This window comes from Actinosynnema pretiosum (assembly GCF_024171695.1).
Taxonomy (GTDB): domain Bacteria; phylum Actinomycetota; class Actinomycetes; order Mycobacteriales; family Pseudonocardiaceae; genus Actinosynnema; species Actinosynnema pretiosum.
The window spans coordinates 110,660-129,613 of record NZ_JAMTCF010000012.1; the positions used below are offsets into that span (position 1 = coordinate 110,660).

Genomic DNA, 18,954 nt, shown 5'->3' on the forward strand with positions numbered 1-18,954 from the left:
GCGGGGCCCGTGCTGCCCGCCTCCGGGCGGGACGGGCCCTAGTCGACCCGCTCGGGCTTCTCGGGGGCGGAACCCGTTGCGGCGGCGGGGTTCTCGACGGGCGCGGACTCCCCCGGCACGCGCGGGTGCCGCAGGCCGGGGTGGTCGGCGGGCAACGACCTCCGGATCACCCACCAGCTCGCCACCACGCACACCACCTGCAGCGGCCAGCTCAGCGCGACCTGCGCGACCGCCAGCGCGACCACCTGACCGGCCAGCCACAGCCCGCCGAACACCACCACGCGCAGCAGGTACTGCCCCACCCACAACCAGCTCGCGTGCCGGTAGGCGCGCATCAGGTCCGGGTCCTGGCGCCACTTGAACTTCTGCCCGGTGACCAGCCCGACCACCACGCCCAGCAGCGGCCAGCGCAGCACGATGCTCGCCGCCCACGCGAGGGCGCTGCCGACGTTGAGCAGGATGCGCAGCAGGAAGAAGTCCTCGGCCCGGCCGGTCCGCAGCGCCACGTACGCCGCGATCACCACCAGGGTCAGGCTCACCACGACCGCCCTGGGCTTGCCGCCCCGCGCGAGCCGGTAGGCGCCGATCACCACGCCGCAGAGCACCGCCGCGAGCGCGCCCGCGCCGATGGAGTGCCCGCCGAGCAGCCAGCCGAGCACGAACACCGCGGGCGGCAGCGACGCGTCGAGTGCCCCGCTGCGACCGCCGAGCAGTTCGGCCAGCGACTCCTGACGAGTGTCGGTCATGCTCCCAGGGTGCATGAGGGCAGCCTTACCGCGACCACGCACCCCGGTAACGGTCGTGCGTCGGTGCGCCACCCGGTCCCGCGCGCCCGGACGCGGCCCGCCCCTCTGCGGTCACCAGCGGAAACCGGGACGAAGTGGGTCAAAGGAGACCAAAGGGGATCAACCGGACCGCTAACCGATGGTCAGCTCGCGCGATCCGATGGTCACGGTCAGTCGCCGGTCGGGTTCGGAGGGGCTCGTCGTGGTGGTCGTGGAAGTCGTGATCTCCGTCGCACTCGTCGTCGTGGTGGACGTCACCTGCGGCACCTTGGTGACGACCACCTTCGACGTCTCGGTCACCGTGCTCGGGACGGCGCCGGTCGACTCGAAGCCCCCGCCGTGGTCCATCGGCGGGCCGTCACCCGCCGGGGTCGTCGACGTGCGGCTCGGCTCGATCCGCTGCCCCTCAGCGGGTTTGGGCGGACCGTCGTCGAGCAGGACGGCCGTGGTGATGCCGGTGAGCGCGGCGATCAGCGCGAACGTCACCGCGGGGAGGGGAAGTCGGGGCACGGTCGGCAAGGCTACGTGCGGGGAACCGGCGAAACGCCCATTGCCGACACCGTGTCCCACCATCGAGTGATACGCGCGTCCCGCCTCGCGGGACCCGGAGGTGGCGCGAATCCGAAGTGCGGGAGCATCCTTGTCCGCGCGGTGCGGGGGTGTCGCGCAGGAGGGAGGAGCTGTGCAGGAGTTGGACAGCTACGTCGCGGTGGGGGACAGCTTCACCGAAGGCCTGGACGATCCAGCACCCCACGGCGGGTATCTCGGGTGGGCCGACCGGTTGGCGGCCATGATCTCCTCGCGCCAGCGGGGGTTCAGGTACGCCAACCTGGCGATCCGGGGCAGGTTGCTCCAGGCCATCGTGGAGGAGCAGGTCCCGGTCGCGGTGGCGCTCAAGCCGAGCCTGGTGACGTTCTGCGCGGGCGGGAACGACCTGCTCATGCCAGGAGCGGACCCGGACGCGGTGGCCGAGGTGTACGAGATCGCGGTGGCCGAGCTGCGGGCGACGGGCGCGGAGGTCGTGATCTTCACGGGCTTCGACCCGAGGCACGCCCCGGTGCTGCGCTCGCTGCGGGGCAAGGTCGCGATCTACAACTCGCACCTGTGGTCGGTGGCCGAGCGGTACGACTGCAAGGTCGTCGACCTGTGGTCGATGACCGTGCTGCACGACATCAGGGCGTGGGGTCCCGACCGGCTGCACCTGGCGCCCGAGGGGCACCAGCGGGTGGCGCTGCGGGTGGCCGAGCTGCTGGGCCACGAGCAGGAGGAGCAGTGGCGCACGCCGTGGCCGGTGGTCGCCGAGGACGACTGGGTGACCCAGCGCAGGCAGGACCTGAAGTGGGCGCGGGAGCACGTGGTCCCGTTCATCACCAGGCACCTGCGGGGCGCGTCGCTCGGTGACGGCGTCGTGCCGAAGCGGCCGGAGCTGCTGCCGATCAGCAGCGGCGAGAACAACTGAGCCCGGTCCGGGCCGGGTCGTCGGAGAAGGCGACCCGGCCCGGCCGGCGCTCTCCCCCGAACGCCGGCCCGACCGGGTCCGGGTGGCTTTCCCCCCTGGGTGCTTGAGCCCCCCAAGAACCACCCGAGGCGCGGGCGGGGCCCGCGCACGCCGCTCAACCTGCCACGTTCGGCGGACAGCGGGCTAAACAGCCGCTAAAACTCCCCGCCGAGGCCTTCCAGCGCGGCCCGGACCTGCGCCGCCCGGTCCGAGCCGAGCCGCTCGAACAGCCGCAGCGACTCCACCAGCTCGGCCCGCGCCGCCGCCGTCCCGCCGCGCCTGGCCAGCACCGAGCCGAGCACCTGGCGGCCGAACGCCTCCTCGTACCGCATGGTCCCGCCGGTCGCGAGCTGCACGCCCTGCCTGGCGCTCTCCTCGGCCTCGGCCAGCAGGTCCAGCTCCGCGTACAGCTCGGCGAGGTTGTTGACCGCGATGGCGTGGCCGCGCTGGTCGCCGGTGCGGTGGAAGATCTCGGCGGCCTGGAACTGGTGGCGCGCCGCGGTCTCCCTGCGCCCCACCGCCTGCTCGGCCTGGGCGAGGTTGTTCAGCACGTGCGCCTCGCCGAGCACGTCGCCGTCGCGGCGGGCCGCCTCGACGGCCTCGCGGTAGCGCGCGATCGCCGCCTCGCCCTGCCCGTCCGCGAGCAGCGCGGAAGCGAGCTGGCCCAGCGCGGGCACCAGGTAGCGGGGTTCGCCGAGCCGCTCGGCGATCCGGTGCGCCAGCCTGGCGTCGGCGAGCGCCCCAGGGGCGGGACCGGCGCGCAGCGCCACGGTGTGCGCGGCGTGCAGCACCAGCACCTCGCCGCGCGGGTCCCCTGCGGCGCGGGCGGAGGCGAGCCCGATCGCGGCCAGCTCGGCCCAGCCGTCGTCACGGGCGCGGACCGCGCAGCGGGTGTGCACGAGCCGGACCAGCTGCCACACCCGGCGGTGCAGGCCGTGCTCGGCGCCCGCCCTGACCAGGGCGACGATGGTCGGCCACTCCTTGTCGAACCACAGCAGCGCCTGGCCGGACGTGGCGGGTCGGGCGGTGCGGTGGTCGGACTGGCCGGGGTCGAGGTTGTCGGTCGCCGGGCGGAGCAGCCTTCGGGCGCGGTCGCAGGCGGCGAGGTAGTGGTCGAGGAGCCTGCCGAGCGCGGCGGTGGTGCGCTCGGGGGCCGTTCCGGCCAGCAGTTCGCGGGCGTAGAGGCGGACCAGGTCGTGCAGGGCGTAGTCGCCGCGACCGCGCTCGACGAGCAGGTGCGCGTCGGCCAGCTCGGCGAGGCGGCGGCCCGCCGTGCCCGCGTCGGTGCGGCAGAGCGCGGCGACGGCCTGGGCGGTGACCCTGGGGCCGGGGACGAAGCCCGCGGCGCGGAAGACCTCGGCCAGCTCTGCGGGGAGCTCCCGGTAGGACAGGGCGAGCGCGCGGGCCACGCCGATGCCACCGGGTGTGGTGTCGGTGGTGGGGGTGGTGGGGGTGGTGAAGGTGGTGGGGGCGGTGGGTACGGGGGTGGAACCGGAGGTGGGGGCGGGGCCGGAGTCGAGGGCGGGGCCGGGATTGGGGCCAGGAACGGAGCTGAGGGCAGGACCGGAGCCGGAGGTGGTGTCGGAGGTGGGGTCGGCGAGGTCGAGGGCGCGCAGGCGGGTGCTGTCGTCGGAGAGCGCGCCCACCAGCGACGCGACCGTCCACTCCGGGCTGGAGACGAGCTTGGCGGCGGCGATCCGCAGCGCCAGCGGCAGGTTGTCGCACAGCCGGGCCAGGTCGCGGACCGCGTCGGGCTCCTGCTCGGACAGCGGCTTGCCGACGGCCTCGTCGACCAGCCTGGCCGACTCGTCCTCGGCGAGCGGGCCGAGGGTGAGCACGCGGGCGCCCGCGCTGACCACCAGCGCGCCCAGGCGCAGCCTGCTGGTGACCAGGGCGAGCGAGCCGGAGCCGGGTGGTAGGAGCAGGCGGACGTGCTCGGCGTCGCGGGCGTCGTCCAGCACGACCAGGACGCGGCGGCCCGCCAGCACGGAGCGGTAGAGGCCGACCCGGTCGGCGGTCTCGCGGGGCACCGCGTCGGCGGGCACGCCCAGCGCGAGCAGGAACCTGCCCAGCACCTCGCCCGGTCCGACCCGCGCGCGCCCGTCGTCGGCGTGCCCGCCGAGCTGGGCGAACAGCAGGCCGTCGGGGAACTGGGCGGCCCTGCGGTGGCCCCAGGCGACGGCCAGCTCGCTCTTGCCGATGCCGGGCGGTCCGTCCAGGACGGCGGTCGTGGTGGCGTCCCGGTCGCGGGTGTCGCAGAGCAGGTCGAGCCAGGCCAGCTCGTCGTCGCGGCCGACGAAGCCGCTGGCGGCGGCGGGCAGCTGGGCGGGCACCACCACGCCGGGTCGCGGCGGGAAGCCGGGCGCGCCGGGAGCGCCCGCGGGCAGCAGGACCGGGTCGTCGCGGAGCACCAGCTCGTGCAGGGCGCGCAGGTCGGGGCCGGGGTCGATGCCCAGCTCGTCCACGAGCCTGCGGTGGAAGCGCTGGCAGACGTCGAGCGCCTCGGCGCGGCGGCCGGAGCGGTAGAGGGCGAGGACGGCCTGGGCGACCAGGCGCTCGCGGAACGGGTGCTCGGCGACCAGCTGGCGCAGCTCCCCGACGACCTCCAGGTGGTGGCCCAGCTCCAGCTCGGCGGCGGCCCGCTCCTCCAGGGCGACCAGGCGCAGCTCGGCCAGGTCGCTGCCGGGGGCGTTGGGCACGTCGGCCAGCACCGGGCCGCGCCACAGCCGCAGCGCGTCGCGCAGCAGCGGCGCCCTGGTCGTGGCGGGCTTGCCGCGCGCCGAGGAGATCAGCCTGCGGGCGCGGTGGTGGTCCAGGCGCCACGGGTCGACGGCCAGCTGGTAGCCGGGCGGGGTGGTGAGGATGCGCGCGGAGCCCGCCGGGTCCGCCGCGTCCAGGACCTTGCGCAGCCGCGAGACGTAGCCGTGGACGATGGTCCTGGCCGTCGCGGGCGGCTCCTCGCCCCACAGGCGGTCGACGAGCTCGTCGATCGGCACCACCCGGTTGGCCTCCAGCACCAGGACGGCCAGCAGCGCCCGCACCCCCCGGCGCCCGATCGCGATGGGCCCGCCGTCCGCGACCACCCTGAGCGGACCGAGGACGCCGAACTCGAGACCGCACCTGCTCCGGTCACCCATGTCCCTCCCCCCGCCGTGCTTCGTCAACCGGTCACACGTTCAGGTGCGCCACATCTCCCGGTGGATACCTGCGAGTAGTGTTTGTTCGGACAACTTCTGTGGTGCGATGACCGGACGACCGAACGGCGGTTGGGGTTTGGCCCCCGGATGCGCCGCAGTGCAGGGGGGCGAGTGCCGCGCGAGCCGATGGCGGTGGTGGACCGTGGCGCGGCGTGCCTGCTGGGCGGCGCGCTCGGCGACGCGCTCGGCGCGCCCGTGCAGTACCTGGGCCTGCCGGACATCCAGCGGGACCACGGGCCGGACGGGGTGCAGGAGCCCCCGTGGCCTGCGCTGGTGACCGATGACACGCAGCTGACGCTGTTCAGCGCGGACGGGTACCTGCGGGCGTGGGTGCGCGGGAAGAGCACCGGCGAGTGGGAGCCGGTCGACGAGGTGTGGAACAGCTACCGCAGGTGGCTGGTGACCCAGCAGTTCGCCGGGCCCGACGAGGGGGCGGCCGGTCTGCTGGCGCAGGGGCGGCTGTACGCGAGCCGGTCGCCGGGCCTGACGTGCCTGCGCGCGCTGGCCGCCGACGTCCCGCCGACGCCGGAGGCGCCGATCAACGAGTCGTCCGGGTGCAACGGGGTGACCAGGACGGCCCCGGCGGGCTTCGCGCCGCACCCGGACATCGCGTACGACCTGGGGTGCCGGTTCGCGGCGCTGACGCACGGCGGGACCGGCGGGTGGGTGTCGGGCGGGGCGTTCGCGCTGCTGATCCACCTGCTGGCGGTGCGCGGACGGCCGCTGCGTGAGGCGGTGGACCAGGTGATCGGGCGGGTGCTGCGGGATGACCCGTACACGGCGAACGCGCTGAACCGGGCGGTGGTGTACGCGGAGGAGCAGCGGGCGAGCGGCGGGCCGGTGCGGGTGGACCGGTTGGGGAGCGGGTGGACCGGGCCGGAGGCGCTGGCGATCGCGGTGCACGTGGTGCTGGTGTACCCGAAGCGGTCGCAGTTCGTGGACGCGTTGCGGGCTGCGGTGAACCACTCCGGGGGGAGTGACGCCACGGCTTCGTTGACGGGGAACATCCTGGGGGCGTTGCACGGGACCGCCGGGTTGCCTCGGGACTGGCTGGCGGGGTTGGAGCTGGTGGACGTGCTGGCTGCGATCGGGGCTGACCTGGGGTGTTCGGTGGCGGGGTTGGAGTTCGACGAGTCGTTGTACCGGTGATGGGTTGGGCGAAGAGACAAGGGCGAAGAGCTGAAGAGCTCGCCTCGCCGGCGGGGCAGGCCTCCAAAAACGAGGGGGAAGGGCTCTGCCGGCTGGTGGCTGTTGGTCTTGTGGTCCGGTTTAAGGCGAACTGCTGCGGTGGTTGGGGTCCCTCGTCTCCGTTTGGCCTCCTTTCAGGCAAGCACAGGCGTCAAGACGCCGTTTGACCAGGCAGTCTGCCGCTCAGTGCGGCGGCGTCTTGACACCTGCGCTCGGGCTTCGCCAGGCCAAACGGAGACGAGGGACGCGGGATTGGGGGCTGCGTGGGCTCGCTGCGCTCGCCCCGCAGCCCGCGAGTGCGTTTGGCCCGCAGTTCGCGAGTGCGGTGATCTTGCTGTGCGTTTGGCCTGCGAGTGCGGTGGGTTTTGCCGCGACCGGGGACACCCGGCCGTGGGTGCCATGGGGGGCGTGGGGGAATTCCCCGTGACTGTGCCGGTGTTCTGGTGAGAAGCCGTCCTCGGCCGCGCGTTCCCGAAAAGCGTGCGACCGAGGTCGGCTCTCCCGCTGGTCGCCTGGGCGACGCCCCGAGCGCAGCACCTCGGCTGACCTGCGTGGAGCGGGGAAACCCCGTGCGCGGAACCGTAGCAGAGGTCTTCGGTTCGGTCACGTGGTTCCGGGGAATCCCGACCGTCCCGTGTGGATCAACAGGTCACGGTGCCAGCGGTAGGCCGGGGGTTCTGTGGACCTTGCGGTCCGCGTCCACCGCGTGGACCTCGCAGCCCGGTTGGGACGCCGCCCACGCCACGCCCTCCCTGCCCAGGGCGAAGGCCGCCGTCGCGGTCGCGTCGGCCACCTCCAGGGAGCGGGCCACCACGGTGAGGCTCAGGAGGGAGGTCACCGGTTCTCCCGTTCTGGCGTCGACGATGTGGTCGCCGCGCTCGTAGCGCGCGGACGTGGCCACCGACAGGCCGTCGACCTCCAGGACCGCGCAGAAGCGGTCCGGGTGGTCGGGGTGGCGGACGCCCACGCGCCACGGGCCGCCCTCCGTCGCGACGTCGCCGCCCGCGTTCAGGACGAAGCGGGTGACGCCTGCGGCTCGGAGCAGGTCCGCCGCGCGTTGGACGGCCCAGCCCTTCACCACCGCGCACGGGTCCAGGACGCCCGCGCGGTGGGCCGCGAAGGCTCCCCCGGTGGCCTCCCGGTACCAGTCCGACACCGCCAGGACGTGCGCCAGGTCGGGCGAGGGGTCGACGTGCTCGCCCCTGCCCAGCCTGCTCACCTCGCTGTCCGGCTTGAACGGGCTGAAGCGGGCGTCGACCTCGTGCAGCCACTCGAACGCGTCCGCGATCGCGGCCCCGTGCCCGGCGCCGTCCGGCGCGTTGACCGAGATCGGGAAGCCCATGACGTGCTCGACGTGGCGCACCGGCTCACTCCGCCGAGTCGATCGCCGACTGCAACGACCGCACGTAGGCGGCGCTGGTCGTGGTCGCGCCGGAGACCGAGTCGACCTCCGCGCTCTGCGCCTCCAGGGTCTCCTCCACCAGCACCGGCACGGCCTGGCGGGTCGGGGCGCTGCTCGGCTGCTTGAGCATGGTCACGGCGGTGATCCGGTCGCCCTCGTAGGTGAGCTGCACCTGGACCTGGCCGTACCTGGTCTCCTGCACCTGCCCGGCCACCACCCGGCCGGTCGCGGTGGAGCCACCGGAGTCGGCGGAGTCGGGCGGGGCCTCGGTGGCGGCGGCGACGGTGGTCGTCTCCGCCTGCGGCTCGTAGCGCCACAGCGGGACCAGGCCCGCGATGGTCAGCAGCAGGACCGGGACAGCTCTCTTCACGACTTCTCCCCCATCAGCAGCACAAGGCAGATTTGCAGATTTGTGGAGTGGAGCGGTGCCTGCGCAGGGGCGCCTTTCCCCTGCGCAGGCAGGCCTCCGCTCCTAGAAATGTCACAGGCGGTGCCTGCGCAGGGGCGCCTTTCCCCTGCGCAGGCAGGCCTCCGCACCTAGAAATGTCCCAGCTCACCTCGCCAGGGTGAAGCGCTCGGAGTGGACCTGGTTCGCGGGTACGCCCAGTTCCGCCAAGGACTCCAGCACGGCCTCGGTCATCCGGCTCGGGCCGCACACGAACACGTCCCGCTCCCGCACGTCCGGCACCGCCGCGCCCAGCGCCCGCGCGCCCAGCGGACGGGCGTCGGGGGCGTGGTCGGCGGTCGTGCCGGTCACCACGTGCAGCACCGCGCCCTTGGCCCGCGCCAGGTCGCGCAGCTCGTCCAGCAGCACGGCGTCGCGCCGCTCGCTGACCCGGTACACCACCACCGCGTGCCCGCTGATCTCCTCCAGCAGCGCCCGCACCGGCGTCACCCCGACACCGCCCGCGATCAGCAGCGCGTTCGGCCTGGTCCGGTGCAGCGCGGTGAACGCGCCGTACGGGCCCTCGGCGAACACCCGCGTCCCCGGCGCCAGCGACCGCAGCGACGCGCTGCCCGCGCCGAGCGCCTTCGCGGTCAGCCGCAGCGAGCGGCCGTCGGGGGCGGCGGACAGGGAGAACGGGTTGGCCTGCCACCAGCGCCCGCGCTCCAGGAAGCGCCACAGGAAGAACTGGCCCGCCCTGGCGGGCAGCTTGTCCAGGTCTCGGCCGGTGATGTGGATCGAGACCACGTCCTCCGACTCGGGCACGACGGCCGCCACGCGCAGCCGGTGCCTCAGGTTGCGCCACAGCGGCAGGCCGACCCGGCCGACCAGGACCGCCGCCAGCGCCGCGCCCCACAGGCCCCACCAGTACGCGGTGGCCAGCGGCGACGAGGTGAAGGTGGTGCCCGCGGCGACCTGGTGCGAGAACGCCAGCACCACGGCCAGGTACGCGTACAGGTGGATGAAGTGCCAGGTCTCGTAGGCGAGCCTGCGCCGGGCGAAGCGGGCCGACGCGCCGCCGACGACCAGGATCAGCACGACGGCGACCACGGCGCGCAGCACGCCCTCGACCGTGGTGGCCAGGTGCACCAGCTCGTCCAGCGGCGGCAGCGACGCGAGCTGCGCGTAGCCGGTGGTGATGAACACCACGTGGGCCACCAGCAGCCACACCAGCGAGATGCCGGTGACGCGGTGCCAGGCGGTGAGCCGGTCCATGCCGAGCCGCCGGTCGAACCACGGCAGCCTGGCCACCAGGAGCAGCTGGAACGCCAGCACCAGCGCCGCGTACAGGCCGGTGAGCCTGCCGAGCAGGATCAGCGCGTTGGAGCCGAGTCCGGCCTGGGCGAACAGGACCGCGACCACGGCGGCGTTCACGCCGAGCACGGCGTGGAGGCCGGTGCGCGCCACCGCTCTCGGGCGCACCGCAGGCGCCTGGGCCTGGAGGGTTGTCACGGGGGCTCCTCGGGTGGGGACTGCCGCAAGCTTGGGCCGCGAAGCTGTGGGGGTCCTGTTCCGGACCTGTCGATTCGCTGTCCGAGTCTGTCGATTCGCTGTCGGCGTCCGATCCGGCGCCGCGACGGACGCCGCCTGGCGCAGGATGTAGGCGTGGAGAACGGTTCACCGGTTCGTCTGCTCGTCGTCGACGACGAGCCGCACATCGCCGACCTGGTGGCCACGGTCGCGCGCTACGAGGGCTGGCAGGCCGTCACGGCGGGCAGCGGCGAGGCCGCGATCAAGGCCGCGCTGGACTTCCAGCCAGACATCGTGGTGCTGGACCTGATGCTGCCCGACGTGGACGGGTTCACCGTGCTGGACCGGCTGCGGGGCGAGGGCGCGATGGTGCCCGTGGTGTTCCTGACCGCGCGCGACGGCACGGCGGACCGGGTCGCCGGTCTCACCAGGGGCGGTGACGACTACCTGGTGAAGCCGTTCTCGGTGGAGGAGCTGATGGCGCGGCTGCGCGCGGTGCTGCGGCGCAGCACCGGGCCGTCGTGGAAGCGCTCCGTGCTGAAGGTGGCCGACCTGGCGCTGGACGAGGACACCCGCGACGTGCGGCGCGGCGACCGGCTGGTGACGCTGACGCCGACCGAGTACGAGCTGCTGCGCTACCTGATGCGCCGCTCCCCCACGGTGCTGACCAAGGCGCAGATCCTGGACCACGTGTGGGAGTACGACTTCGGCGGTCGCTCGAACGTGGTGGAACTGGTGGTGTCGCACCTGCGGCGCAAGCTGGACGGGGAGGGCGACGAGCCGCTGATCCACACCGTGCGCGGGGTGGGCTACGTGCTGCGCCGGGCGCTGAGCTGATGCGCGATCTGGTCACCGGTCGGCGGATGCGGCTGGGCACCCGGCTCGCGCTGGGCCTGGGCGCGCTGGCGCTGGCGGTGTTCGGGCTGGTCGGGGCGCTGGTGGTGACCTCCATGGAGGACTACCTGGCGCGCAAGCTCGACGCGCAGATGAAGTCCACCCAGATCGCGCAGGAGAAGGACTTCCGCGACAACGGGGACGTCCTCGGGCCGGTGTACGGCTGGTACTACGCGGTGTACGAGGTGCGGGACGGCGAGCCCCGGCCGCTGCCCTCGCACAAGCTGCCGCTGGACGACCGGCCGATGGCGAAGGTGGCCACGATGGTCACCGGGGACCAGCCGGTGTTCACCACGGTCCACCTGGAGGGCGAGGGGACCTACCGGGTGCGCGGCTGCCCTGCGGGCGACGGGACCGTGCTGGTGAGCGCGGCGCCCATGGACGACCTGACCACGACCGTGCAGCAGCTGACCATGGTGCTGGTGGCGCTGTTCGCGCTGGCGCTGGTGGCGCTGGTGGTGGTCGGGCGGGCGGTGCTGCGGCGCGGGTTGCAGCCGCTGAGCGAGATGGCGCGCACCGCGCACGACATCACCTCGCACGACCTGACCGACTCGGCGCGGCTGCCGGTGCGGTCGGAGGGCTCGTACGGCGGGGTCGAGGTGGCCGAGCTGCGGACGGCGTTCAACACGATGCTGGAGCACATCGACAGCTCGCTGGCCGCGCGGACGGTCGCCGAGCAGCGGCTGCGCCGGTTCATCGCGGACGCCTCGCACGAGCTGCGCACGCCGCTGACCTCGATCCGGGGGTACGCGGACCTGTTCCGGTACGCGGCGGCCAACGCGCCGGAGGAGCGCGAGGCGCACCTGGAGAAGCTGCGGGCCGAGGCGGCGCGGATGAGCGTGCTGCTGGAGGAGCTGCTGCTGCTGGCGCGGCTGGACTCGGCGGAGGCCGAGCCGCCGGTGCGGCCGGAGAACGGCGACCTGGTGGAGCTGGTCGGGCAGGCGGTGGACGCGTTCCGGGCGGCGCGGCCGGGTCGCCCGGTGGCGCTCACCGCCGCGCACCCGAGCGTGCCGATGCGGTTCGACGCGGTGCGGCTGCGGCAGGTGCTGGACAACCTGCTGACCAACGCGGCGGTGCACACGCCGCTGGGCACGGCGGTGTCGGTGTCGGTGGACGTGGTGGGCGGCGACGCGGTGGTGCGGGTGCGCGACGCGGGGCCGGGCATCCCGGCGCGCGACCAGCAGCGGATCTTCGACCGGTTCTACCGGGTGGACCACTCGCGCACCCGCGACCGGGGCGGCAGCGGGTTGGGGCTCGCGGTGGCGCGGTCGCTGGTGGAGGCGCACCGGGGGACGCTGGAGCTGGAGAGCCGTCCTGGCTCGACGACGTTCACGATCACGCTGCCGCGCTGAGCGACAACCACCTTTCCGGTGAACCTGCCGCGCTCGGGCGCGCGCGGGCCCGGAAACCCGATCAATGCGGTTCCCCGCGCGCCCGCCGACCAACCTCGGGAACGGTCCCGGCGGTGCGGTTTCCCGAAGCGCGGTGACGGTTTTCCGCCGGTTGCGCCGCCAGGCCGCAGTTCGTGGGCGGGATGGCCCGCCACTCCCCCGACCAGGTGTGGTCCCCATCCCTTCGCCGTCTGGAACCGCCTCGCCGATTCATCCCGGCGGGCGAACTCGTGCCCCCTAGAAAGGTCATAGGATCGCCCGCGCGAGTTTTCTTCCGAAACCCGACGTGCCCGTATCGGGTCGTATTTCCGGCATTCCCCCGCACCTCCGTCCGGCGTGCCGGGACACCGAGGTCCCGGCGCGGTCCGCAGACCTCCGGCGCAGCAGCCGGGGGTGTGACGAGGGAGGTCCGGAAGATGGCTGTTCCCCGGAGAACCACGGCGGCGGTGGCGCTGGCCGCCGCCGCGCTGGCCGCCGCGCCGCACGCGGTGGCGCACGCGGCCCCCACGACCGAGCGGGCGGAGCAGGTGGCCGCCGCCGCCGCGCCCGCCGCCTCCCGCTGCGGGCCGATGGACGTGGTGTTCGCGCTCGACGACACCGGCAGCATGGGCGGGGCGCTGAACAACATCAAGACCAGCATCAACGCGCTCGTCGGCGACGTGGTGTCGTCGTCCGGCGGCGACTACCGGTTCGGCCTGGTCACGTTCAAGGACTCGATCAAGGTGGTCACCGGTCTCGCGGCGAGCAACGCGGGGACCGTGACGAGCTACGTGACGAACGTGCTGGCCGCGACCGGTGGCGGTGGCGAGCCGGAGGCCTCCGACGAGGCGCTGCGGACCGCCGTGTCGCTGCGCCCGGCGGCGGGCATCCCGCAGAACGTCGACTTCACCGGCCCGTGGCGCTCGAACGCGCGCAAGTTCGTGGTGCTGGTGACCGACGCCCGCCCCGGCGGCTTCGACGACGCCTTCACGGCCGCCGACCAGGCCAGCGCCACCGCCGTGGCCAGCAGCGCGCTCGCGGCGGGGATCAAGCTGTCGGCGGTCTACGTGCCCACCTCGTCGGCGATGACCCCGACCATCGCGCCGATCATGCAGAACTACGCCACCACCACCGGCGGCGTCTACGTGCAGGCCCAGGCGGACGGCAGCGGCACCGCCGACGCGATCCGCAGGGCGCTGTCGGACTGCCGCCGCACCGACGTGTTCATGCGCGACCAGACCACCGACAACGGGGTGGAGGTCAACCCGAACGGCTCGGTGTGGGCGAGCCCGGACATCAAGGTCTGCCCGACCACCGCGGACTGCGCCACGACCTACCAGCCGCCCGTGGGCTCCACGAGCTGGATCCACGTGCGGCTGAACAACCCGGGCCCGTACGGGTCGGGCACGGGCGCGGGCACGCTGAAGCTGTACTGGGTGAACCCGAGCGGGTCGACGGTGTGGAACGACGCGACCGGCGGCGACTGGACGTTCATCGGCCAGCAGGCCGCGACCGTCCCGGCGGGCACGACCGTGGTGAAGGTGCCGTGGACGAACGTGCCCGGCCCCGGCCACTTCTGCCTGCTGGCGCGCTGGGTGTCCGCGAACGACCCGATGACCTACGCCGAGGGCGCCAACACCGCGCTGAACGCGAAGAACAACAACAACATCGCGTGGCGGAACGTGGACACCGTGCGGGTGCGCCCGACCGTGCCGGGCCGCACGTCGTTCACCCTGGGCAACGCGGTGGAGAAGGAGATCAGGACGGACCTGCTGTTCACCAGCCCCGGCAAGCCGTTCGTGGGGACCGGCAAGGTCGTGGTGGACCTGGGCCGGGAGCTGTTCCAGCGGTGGCAGGACTCGGGCGGTCAGGCGCGCGGGATCGAGCGGGTCGGCGAGACGGCCGTGCAGGTGCTCGACCCGAAGGAGGCGGCGCTGACCGGGATCGCGGTGCGGCCGGGCGAGCGGTTCACGGCGGGCCTGGAGTTCCAGGGCGGCGAGCCGGGCGGCGAGTACCTGCTGCACGTGGTGCAGCGCCTCGGCGACGAGGAGCTGGGCGGCGTCGCCTACCAGGTGCTGGTGGAGAAGGAGTAGGCGCGCGCGTGCCCGAGCGGGCGGTGTGAACGGCCGGGCGGCCTCGGACCTGAGGGGTCGCCCGGTCCGCTCAGGAAAGGTTCAGTTAGTCCTCAGCTCGACCCGGCCACTGGCGTTCCCCCGATCGAGACCGGCAAACAGAGTCCGGCGAGAGAGCGGAGCAGAGCCGTGCCGTTCACCAGCAACCGAGTCAGAGCGGAACTCGCGCAGGCCCTGGCGGCCTTGGCCGAGGCGGAGAAGGACACCGCCGCGGTGACCGCCGTGGTCAGGGCGCTCGACGGGGTCAAGTCCTCGAAGGCCGCCGCCAAGGCCGCCTTGGACGTGGTCAGGGAGCGGTTCGGCTGGGTCTACGGCTCCTACTGGCAGGTGGACGGGACGGGCAAGGCGCTGCGGTTCGCGGTCGAGTCCGGCGACGCGGGCGAGGAGTTCCGCGCGGTCACCCGCGAGGCCTCGTTCGCCGAGGGCGTCGGCCTGTCCGGGCGGGCCTGGCGCAGCCGCGACCTGGTGTTCGTCGGCGACCTGGGCACGCTGCGGGACTGCGTGCGCGCCCCCGTCGCGCAGAAGGTCGGCGTGAGGTCCGGCATCTGCTTCCCGCTGACCGAGGGCGGCCAGGTGGTCGGCACCATGGACTTCTTCTCGCTGGAGGAGCTGAACCCGTCCAAGCAGCGCCTGGAGGCGCTGCGCAGCATCGGGCTGCTGGTCGCCCAGGCCATGGAGCGGGTGGTCGACGTCGAGCACCAGGCCGCGTCGGCGCTGGACATCCAGGCGGTGAACGCGGTGCTGCGCGGCCTCGGCACGGCCGCCTCCGAGGAGGAGGCGACCCGGCAGGCGCTGGACACCGTGCGCAGCGAGTTCGGCTGGGCCTACGGCTCGTTCTGGGCGGTGGACCCGACCGGGCAGGAGCTGCGGTTCGTGACCGAGTCCGGGGACGCGGGCGCGGAGTTCCGCAAGATCACCCGCGAGGCCTCGTTCCGGCAGGGCGTCGGGCTGGCCGGTCGGGCCTGGAAGTCCCGCGAGATGCTGTTCGTCCCGGACCTGGCGGAGATGACCGACTGCGTGCGGGCGCCCGCCGCGCGGCGGGTGGGCGTGAAGTCCGGGGTGTGCCTGCCGCTGACCGTGCACGGCGCGGTCGTGGGCACGATGGACTTCTTCTCCCTGGAGGAGATCGAGCTGACCCCGAGCCGGGCGGACGCGCTGCGCAACACGGCGTTCCTGGTGTCGCAGTCGCTGGAGCGGATCAGGGAGACGACCAGGATCAGCTCGGCGGGCGCGGAGCTGGTGACCTCGATCGAGGAGGTCGAGCGCAACGTCGTGCAGGCGACCGGGGTCGCGGCCGAGGCGGCGACGCTGACCACCGACGCGAACCAGGCCGTCGGCAGGCTGGCGCAGTCCAGCAACGAGGTCGGCGACGTCGTCAAGGTCATCAACAGCATCGCCGAGCAGACCAACCTGCTGGCGCTGAACGCCACGATCGAGGCCGCTCGGGCCGGTGACGCGGGCAAGGGCTTCGCCGTGGTCGCCAACGAGGTCAAGGACCTGGCCCAGGGCACCGCCCGCGCGACCGAGGACGTGGCCAGGCTGATCAGCGCCATCCAGTCCGACGCGAGCAGCGTGGTGACCTCGCTGGCCGCGATCGAGCACATCGTCGACCGGATCAACGAGACCCAGACGATGATCGGCGGCGTGCTGACCGAGCAGGCCGCCGTCACCCGCGACATCGTCGGGGCCTGACCGCCCGCGACCTCTGCTCGCCCGGTCGTGCGACCCGCGCCACGTCCTCCCGGATTCCCCTCAGGAGGCGTGGCGCGCGGTCGTTCGGGGGCGCAAGACCTGGTCACCCGACCGGGCAACCACCACACCGCAGAGGGAGCACCATGGGCAACCCCACGGACCGATCCGCCACCACCGGCGCGGGGTGGTGGACGAATGCGCGCGTGAGCGTGAAGATCCTGCTCGCAGTCGGCGTCGTCGCACTGGTCGCGCTGGTGACCGGCGTGGTCTCGTGGGTGCGCCTCGGCGCGCTCAACGAGCAGGTCCAAGGCATCAAGAACGAGAGCATGGTCCGGCAGGCGAACCTGCTGCGCGTGCAGAACGCGACCGCGAGCATGTACCGGGGCATGTACCTGTTCGACACCGCCGACACGGCCGAGGGCCGCGCCGACGGCGAGAAGCTGGTCAAGGACGCCGAGTCCGAACTGGACGCGGCGGGCGCCGACTACACCTCGACGCCGTCGTCCAGCGCCGGGTGGCGCGAGCAGGTGGAGCTGTACGGCGCCTCCTGGAACACCTACCGGGGGCTGCTGAACGTCGTGCTGTTCGGCGACGCGGCCCCGGCCGGGGTGACCGTGCCCGCCGACCCGGCCGCGCTGGGCAAGGCGTTCACCGACGCCGAGAACGGCATGAACTCCTCGATCGACGCGCTGTCCGCGCTGGAGCAGGCCGACGGCCAGGCCGCGGCCGAGGCGGCCGACGCGACCGTCGCGTCGGCCCGGCTGTGGACCGCCGCGGTGCTGGTGGTCGGGCTCGCCCTCGCGCTGGCGCTGGCGCTGCTGACCGGCCGCAGCATCGGGCGGCGGTTGGAGCGGGTGCGCGACGTGCTGACCGGCATGGCCGACGGCGACCTGACCGGGTCGGCGCCGGTGGACTCGCGGGACGAGGTCGGCGAGATGGCGCTGGCGGTGAACCGGGCGACCCACAACGTGCGGGAGACCGTGGCCGCGCTGGCGGGCAGCGCGCAGGCGCTCGCGGTGAACTCGCGGCAGCTCAGCTCCTCGGCGGACCGGATCGCCGGGAGCGCGCAGGACACCGCCGGGCGGACCGACGAGCTGGCCGAGGCCTCCGAGGAGGTCTCGAGGAACGTGCAGACCGTCGCGGCGGGCGCCGAGCAGATGGGCGCGGCGATCCAGGAGATCTCGCAGTCCGCGAGCGACGCGGCGGACGTGGCGGCGCAGGCCGTGCAGGCCGCCGCGGTGACCAACGCGACCGTGGCCAAGCTGGGCGAGTCGTCGGTGGAGATCGGCAACGTGGTCAAGGTGATCACCTCGATCGCGGAGCAGACCAACCTGCTGGCGCTGAACGCCACCATCGAGGCGGCTCGGGCCGGTGAGGCGGGCAAGGGCTTCGCCGTGGTCGCCAACGAGGTCAAGGAGCTGGCTCAGGAGACCGCGAAGGCCACCGAGGACATCTCCCGGCGGGTCGAGGCGATCCAGGCCGACACCGGCGGCGCGGTGACCGCGATCGAGGAGATCGGGCAGATCATCGCCAGGATCAACGACTACCAGCTGACCATCGCCTCGGCGGTGGAGGAGCAGACCGCGACCACGCAGGAGATGAACCGGGGCATCAACGAGGCCGCGGTGGGCACCACCCGGATCGCCGGGAGCATCTCGACGGTGGCCGGGGCGACCAGGACCACCTCGTCGACCGTGGTGGAGACGCAGGGCGCGGCCGTCGAGCTGTCCCGGATGTCGGCCGAGCTGCAGGAGCAGGTCGACCGGTTCCGGATCTGAGGGTGGGCGGGCCGGGCCCGCGCAGGGACCACCGGGAGGTTGGCGGGCTGACCCGCTGGCCTCCCGGTGCCGTTTTCCGGGGGCGTCAGGCCCGGCGGCCCTCCAGCAGGGACTGGGCGAGCGGGGTGAGGGAGTGCAGCACGGTGCGGCCCTCGCGCCTGCTCACCACCAGGCCCGAGTCGCGCAGCACGCCCACGTGCTCGCTGGCCGACGCCGGGGACAGCCGCAGCCTGGCCGCCAGCTCGGTCGTGGTGGCGGTGCCGGTGAGGGCGGCCAGCACGGCGGCGCGCGTGCGGCCGAGCAGCGCGCCGAGCGAGCGGGACCGGTCGGGCGTCCAGTTGGCCGGGTGGCGGACCGGGTAGACGATCACCGGGGGCAGCGCGGGGTCCACCAGCGCCACCGGGTTGCCCCAGCAGAAGTACGACGGGATCAGCAGCACGCCGCGCCCGCCGAGCCTGATGTCCAGCGGCTTCGGGTAGTCGGCCTCCAGCACCGGCGGGTTCCAGCGCAGGGTGGGGCGCAGGGTCTCCAGGGCGGCGTCCACGCCCGCGTCCAGGATGGTCCGCCCGAGCACCGCGCGCTCCGCGGCCACGGCCGCCTGCGCGTCCTCCCACGCCGGGCGCACCAGGACGTCGTGCACGCCCTTGAGGGCCCCCACGAGCTCCTCCAGGGCGTCCCGGTCGCACCGGGCCACCCGGTGCGCCCAGGTGGGCAGCGGGCGGCTGCGGGCCGCGTAGGCGATGTCGCCGAGCAGCCGCAGCGACGGCGTGCCGCGCACCGCCTCCAGCCCGGCCGCGATGCCGTGCCGCCCCTCGGCCGGGGTGAGGAAGTCGGGGAAGTAGCCCTGGCGCGGCACCAGCTCGCGGACCATCCGCACCTGGGCCTGCGCGCCGCGCTCCACCACCGCGAGCCTGGCCCGGTTGCGCCACGGCTCGAACACCGGCACGTCGTCGTTCGCCAGGCGGTAGAGGCCCAGCACGGTCTCCCAGAGGGGGTCCGGGTCCCTGGCCAACCTGGTGCGGGCTAAGTCGGCGTCCGTGAAGTGGATGCGCAACACGGGACCGACGCTAACGACCGGATCGGACGGGCACAGCGGTTCCGGG

14 protein-coding genes are annotated in these 18,954 nt (G+C 73.7%); 7 read left to right on the forward strand and 7 right to left on the reverse strand.

The genetic code is table 11. The features are described 5' to 3' along the window. Positions 1 to 38 precede the first annotated feature (38 nt). Together LV78_RS24280 and LV78_RS24285 are read right to left on the reverse strand one after the other, a co-directional pair. Positions 39 to 746, reverse strand: a complete 708-nt coding sequence (locus LV78_RS24280) for a DUF3159 domain-containing protein (RefSeq protein ID WP_253847919.1) — start codon at positions 744 to 746, stop codon at positions 39 to 41. Between the two features lie 171 nt (positions 747 to 917). Next, complete coding sequence (locus tag LV78_RS24285; RefSeq protein WP_253847920.1) at positions 918 to 1,271, reverse strand: hypothetical protein; 354 nt, start codon at positions 1,269 to 1,271, stop codon at positions 918 to 920. 196 nt (positions 1,272 to 1,467) lie between these two features. Here LV78_RS24285 and LV78_RS24290 point away from each other — a divergent pair, with 196 nt between their 5' ends. Then, the gene (locus LV78_RS24290) at positions 1,468 to 2,244 is read left to right on the forward strand and encodes an SGNH/GDSL hydrolase family protein (RefSeq protein ID WP_253847921.1); all 777 of its coding nucleotides are present in this window, start codon (positions 1,468 to 1,470) and stop codon (positions 2,242 to 2,244) included. 194 nt (positions 2,245 to 2,438) lie between these two features. Here LV78_RS24290 and LV78_RS40995 read toward each other — a convergent pair whose 3' ends face one another. Beyond that, entirely contained in the window at positions 2,439 to 5,420 is a 2,982-nt protein-coding gene (locus LV78_RS40995) for an AfsR/SARP family transcriptional regulator (RefSeq protein ID WP_301307224.1), read from the reverse strand. A 171-nt stretch (positions 5,421 to 5,591) separates the two neighbouring features. Here LV78_RS40995 and LV78_RS24305 point away from each other — a divergent pair, with 171 nt between their 5' ends. After that, positions 5,592 to 6,629, forward strand: coding sequence for an ADP-ribosylglycohydrolase family protein (locus LV78_RS24305; protein ID WP_253847922.1), 1,038 nt, complete (start codon positions 5,592 to 5,594; stop codon positions 6,627 to 6,629). A gap of 688 nt (positions 6,630 to 7,317) precedes the next feature. On the opposite strand, the gene LV78_RS24310 is transcribed toward LV78_RS24305, so the two are convergent. The 3 genes from LV78_RS24310 to LV78_RS24320 all read right to left on the reverse strand — a co-directional run bounded on the left by LV78_RS24310 (position 7,318) and on the right by LV78_RS24320 (position 9,967). After that, positions 7,318 to 8,031 carry an FAD:protein FMN transferase gene (locus LV78_RS24310; RefSeq protein WP_253847923.1) on the reverse strand — a complete coding sequence of 238 codons (714 nt, stop codon included), beginning with the start codon at positions 8,029 to 8,031 and terminating at the stop codon, positions 7,318 to 7,320. Between the two features lie 4 nt (positions 8,032 to 8,035). Continuing rightward, positions 8,036 to 8,440, reverse strand: coding sequence for an FMN-binding protein (locus LV78_RS24315; protein WP_253847924.1), 405 nt, complete (start codon positions 8,438 to 8,440; stop codon positions 8,036 to 8,038). Positions 8,441 to 8,623: 183 nt separating this feature from the next. Beyond that, positions 8,624 to 9,967 carry a ferredoxin reductase family protein gene (locus LV78_RS24320; RefSeq protein WP_253847925.1) on the reverse strand — a complete coding sequence of 448 codons (1,344 nt, stop codon included), beginning with the start codon at positions 9,965 to 9,967 and terminating at the stop codon, positions 8,624 to 8,626. Between the two features lie 153 nt (positions 9,968 to 10,120). Between LV78_RS24320 and LV78_RS24325 the strand changes: the two genes are divergently transcribed. The 5 genes from LV78_RS24325 (at position 10,121) to LV78_RS24345 (ending at position 17,851) form a co-directional block, all read left to right on the forward strand. Beyond that, positions 10,121 to 10,822 (forward strand): response regulator transcription factor, encoded by a 702-nt coding sequence (locus LV78_RS24325; protein ID WP_253847926.1) that lies wholly within the window; start codon positions 10,121 to 10,123, stop codon positions 10,820 to 10,822. Beyond that, positions 10,822 to 12,231 (forward strand): HAMP domain-containing sensor histidine kinase, encoded by a 1,410-nt coding sequence (locus tag LV78_RS24330; RefSeq protein ID WP_253847927.1) that lies wholly within the window; start codon positions 10,822 to 10,824, stop codon positions 12,229 to 12,231. The genes LV78_RS24325 and LV78_RS24330 overlap by 1 nt, the downstream gene beginning before the upstream one ends. A 455-nt stretch (positions 12,232 to 12,686) precedes the next feature. Next, positions 12,687 to 14,342 carry a vWA domain-containing protein gene (locus tag LV78_RS24335; protein ID WP_253847928.1) on the forward strand — a complete coding sequence of 552 codons (1,656 nt, stop codon included), beginning with the start codon at positions 12,687 to 12,689 and terminating at the stop codon, positions 14,340 to 14,342. 168 nt (positions 14,343 to 14,510) lie between these two features. After that, entirely contained in the window at positions 14,511 to 16,073 is a 1,563-nt protein-coding gene (locus tag LV78_RS24340; protein ID WP_253847929.1) for a GAF domain-containing protein, read from the forward strand. A gap of 203 nt (positions 16,074 to 16,276) precedes the next feature. After that, positions 16,277 to 17,851 (forward strand): methyl-accepting chemotaxis protein, encoded by a 1,575-nt coding sequence (locus LV78_RS24345; RefSeq protein ID WP_253847930.1) that lies wholly within the window; start codon positions 16,277 to 16,279, stop codon positions 17,849 to 17,851. Between the two features lie 85 nt (positions 17,852 to 17,936). On the opposite strand, the gene LV78_RS24350 is transcribed toward LV78_RS24345, so the two are convergent. Beyond that, a complete protein-coding gene (locus LV78_RS24350) occupies positions 17,937 to 18,908 on the reverse strand; it encodes a helix-turn-helix domain-containing protein (RefSeq protein ID WP_253847931.1) in 972 nt (323 codons plus the stop codon). Positions 18,909 to 18,954: the final 46 nt, after the last annotated feature.